This window comes from Peptacetobacter sp. (assembly GCF_029264495.1).
In the GTDB taxonomy this organism is placed as follows: Bacteria; Bacillota; Clostridia; order Peptostreptococcales; family Peptostreptococcaceae; genus Peptacetobacter.
Genome location: NZ_JARIBH010000026.1, coordinates 1 through 3976 on the forward strand (window position 1 = coordinate 1; position 3976 = coordinate 3976).

The following is a 3976-nucleotide window of genomic DNA, read 5'->3' on the forward strand; positions in this document are numbered from 1 at the left end:
AATGCAGGTAATAGACTGTGGAGTAGCAGTATTAAATATGCATGCACCATATGAAGTAGGAAGTAAAGCTGATATATACGAAGCTGTAAGAGCATATAAAGCATTCTTACAGAACGCATAATAAATTATATAAATAATTTTATTAAAAAAGAGATAAAAAAGAGATATAGTTTAAAATTTAAATTATATCTCTTTTTAATACAATTTAGAAAAAGAAAAGAAATTCTATTAAATATTTATAAAATAAAAAAATTGAATATTTTTCCTTAGCATATAAAAATAACTTTATATTATGGACAAAAAATAAACAGAGTGATAATATAAGTATCAAAAGGGAAAACGTTAATAATATTTAAATTATTAACTAGTAAAATTATATAAAATTTAACTGAGAAAAGAGTGGATTGAAATGGACATGAAAAAAAATCTTTGGAACAAATATGATGAAAATCAATTAAAAGAATTACATGAGTTAAATGAAAAGTATAAAATGTGCTTAAATGAATGTAAAACAGAAAGAGAAACAATAGCACTATCTGTAAAAATGGCAGAAGAAGCAGGATACAGAAATATTGAAGATGTAATATCTGAAGGTAAAAATTTAAATGCTGGAGATAAAGTTTATGCATGCTGTATGAAAAAAGCAATTGCATTATTCCAAATAGGTGAAGAACCAATATCTCATGGTATGAACATATTAGGAGCTCATGTTGACTCTCCTCGTATAGATATAAAACGGAACCCTTTATATGAATCAGATGGATTAGGATACTTAGATACACATTATTATGGTGGAGTAAAAAAATATCAGTGGGTAACTGAGCCACTAGCATTACATGGTGTAATAGCTAAAAAAGATGGAACTGTAGTAAATGTAAATATAGGTGAAGATAAAAATGATCCAGTCTTTGTAATAACTGATCTATTAGTACATTTAGGAGCAGCTCAGTTAGAAAAACCTGCTGCAACAGTTATAGAAGGTGAAAACTTAGATATATTAATAGCTAGTAGACCTTTATCAGAAACAGAATTAAAAGAAGATCAAAAAGAAGCAGTAAAACAAAATGTATTAAACATATTATGTGAAAAATATGGAATGGATGAATTAGACTTCCAGTCAGCTGAATTAGAAATAGTACCAGCAGGAAAAGCAAGAGATTGTGGTCTTGATAGAAGTATGATTTTATCATATGGACATGATGATAGAATATGTGCATTCCCATCATTATTTGCAATATTAGAAATGGAAAATACTAAAAGAACTTCTTGTTGTTTATTAGTGGACAAAGAAGAAATAGGAAGTATGGGTGCAACAGGAATGCAGTCAAAATTCTTTGAAAATATGGTAGCAGAATTAGTAGCATTAACAGAAGGAGATTCTAATGTAAAAGTTAGAAGAGCACTTCAAAATTCAAAAATGCTATCATCAGATGTAAGCTCTTGTTATGATCCTTTATATCCAGAATACTTTACAAGAAGAAGTACAGCTACAATAGGATTTGGTATAACATTCAACAAACATACAGGATCTAAAGGGAAAAATGGTTCAAATGATGCGAATGCAGAATACCTTGCTGAATTAAGAAGAATAATGGATGATGCAGAAGTTGGATATCAAATAGTAGAAATGGGAAAAGTAGATGTTGGTGGAAGTGGAACAATAGCTTTCATAACAGCAAATTACGGAATGCAAGTAATAGACTGTGGAGTATCAGTATTAAATATGCATGCACCATATGAAGTAGGAAGCAAAGCTGATATATATGAAGCATATAGAGCATATAAAGCTTTCTTAAAAAATGCTTAATTTGAAATAAATTTATAAATATTTTATTTTACTAATAAATATAAAAATAAAAACAAGAAAAGGAACTAGAAAATATTCTAGTTCTTTTTTTTATAATAAAACTTAAAAAATTAAAGGCAAATTAATAAGAATCAGATTTATAAGATAAAAAAATATACAAAAGGAAAAATATATTTAATAATAAAACGAACCTTATTAAATTAAATATATTCTGAAAATATTAAATTTAATAAAAATAATATAATTGATTATAAATATATATATTAAAGAAAATTAATATAAAAAATAAATTTAAATAAGGTATAGACAAAAAATAAAAATGGTGTTAATATATTAACTAGATAAGAAAAACGTTTTTTATAAATGCTAAATAGTTTTTTACTACATATATTAAACTTAAAAATAATATATATTTATGAAAATAAGTTTTATAAAAATATTAAAAAACTGTATATATTTATAAAATATGACAATTAAATACAAATTTTAAAATATTAATATTATTAATTATTTTTAAAATATTTTATTAATAAATTAGATTATTTTAAAAATTAAAATAAAAAATTTAAAGGAGGACAAAAATATGTCAGAAAAAACTAAGCATCCTATAGGACTTTGGCTTGTTAACATTTCAATAGCACTTCAGAGTTACTGTGGATATGCATTCTCATCTGTATTTATATTATTCTTAACAGCAGATATAAGTGCAAATGGTCTTGGTCTTAGTGTAGCTAAGGCATCATCAATCATAGGTCTTTATACAGCAGTAAACTATATGGGATCAATTCTTGGTGGTTGGATAACAGATAACTATTTAGGAATTCAGAAATCTCTTGTACTAGGATCAATTTTAACAGGATTAGGATATGTAACTTTATTCTTTGCTAAACCATCAATTGGTGGTATATGGATGGGATTATTAGTTCTTATATTAGCAGGTATGTTCTTTAAAGGTCAGATAAGTAACCTTGTTGGTTCTTTATATGATCAAGATGACTTAACTAGAAAAGATGCAGCATATGCATTATTCTATATGGCCATAAATATAGGTTCATTCTTTGGTCCAATATTCTCAGGTCTTATAGCAGATAAATGGTTTGCAGAAATATCTTCAACAGGTGAAATATTATCTTATGGTTATAGATATATATTCTTAATGTCAGCAATAGTAATGTTTGTAGTAGCAATATTTATAGCAGTTATGTCACCAAAATGGTTAGGTGAAGTAGGTAAATATCCTGTAAACAAAAAATCTAAAAAATCAACTGTTAATGAAGGACATGTTGAACATCAGCCTTTAACAAAAATAGAAAAAAACAGAATAGTTGCAATGGCAGTTTTATTTGTATTCGTTGTTTTATTCTGGGCAGCATGGTTCCAAACTCAGACTTCATTCTCAATATTAATGAATGATTTAGTTGATAGAAATATAGGTGGATTTACAGTACCAGTTCCATGGTTAGTATCATTCAATGCTATACTTTGTGTAACATTCTCACCAATACTTGCAAATTTATGGTTAAAACTTGAAAAATCTGAAAAAGGTGATTTACCAATACCAACTAAAATGGCATTAGGTATGTTATTAACAGCTTCAGCTTTCATAGTTTTAATAGTAGGTATAAAAACTTTAGGTGGAGTAGTTGATGGTAGTGCTAAAATGAGCTTAGCATTTGTTTTATTAGCTTATTTCTTACTAACAATAGGAGAACTTTGTATATCACCAATAGGTATGGCGATGTTCAATAAATTAGCTCCAGTAAGATATGGTTCATTAGCAATGGGTGCTTGGTATTTAAGTAACTTCTTCGCTAACTTATTATCTGGTAAATTAGCAGGTCTTACTGAAAGTATGGGATACAATCAGATATTTGCAACAATATCAGGTGTTCTTATAGTATTCGCAGTAATGCTATTTATACTAAGAAAGAAATTAGTTCAGTTAATGGCATTAGATGAATTTAAAAATAAATAAATTATGATAAAATAAAAGTGTAGCAGTTTTACTGCTACACTTTAAATATAAATAATATATTTAAATAAATATAAAGGAAAAGAGGTATTTTGAAATGTCAAAAAATCTTTGGACAAAATATACTGATTGTCAGTTAAAAGAATTAGAAGCAGTAAATGAAAAATACAAAAAATGCTTAGATGCAGGAAAAACAG

At 26.6% G+C, this 3976-nt stretch carries 3 protein-coding genes; all 3 read left to right on the forward strand.

The genetic code is table 11. The features are described from left to right. The coding region (locus Q1J78_RS08675) for a hypothetical protein (protein WP_300277768.1) at positions 1 to 121 on the forward strand (121 nt) is incomplete at its 5' end. Positions 122 to 415: 294 nt separating this feature from the next. Continuing rightward, positions 416 to 1807 carry an aminopeptidase gene (locus tag Q1J78_RS02690; RefSeq protein ID WP_442952117.1) on the forward strand — a complete coding sequence of 464 codons (1392 nt, stop codon included), beginning with the start codon at positions 416 to 418 and terminating at the stop codon, positions 1805 to 1807. A gap of 583 nt (positions 1808 to 2390) precedes the next feature. Continuing rightward, positions 2391 to 3782 (forward strand): peptide MFS transporter, encoded by a 1392-nt coding sequence (locus tag Q1J78_RS02695; RefSeq protein ID WP_300279757.1) that lies wholly within the window; start codon positions 2391 to 2393, stop codon positions 3780 to 3782. Positions 3783 to 3976: the final 194 nt, after the last annotated feature.

Excerpts from the sequence above, each read along its gene's own strand:
- Q1J78_RS02690 (WP_442952117.1), top strand. The coding sequence starts at position 416 with ATGAAAAAAAATCTTTGGAACAAATATGATGAAAATCAATTAAAAGAA.
- Q1J78_RS02695 (WP_300279757.1), top strand. The coding sequence starts at position 2,391 with ATGTCAGAAAAAACTAAGCATCCTATAGGACTTTGGCTTGTTAACATT.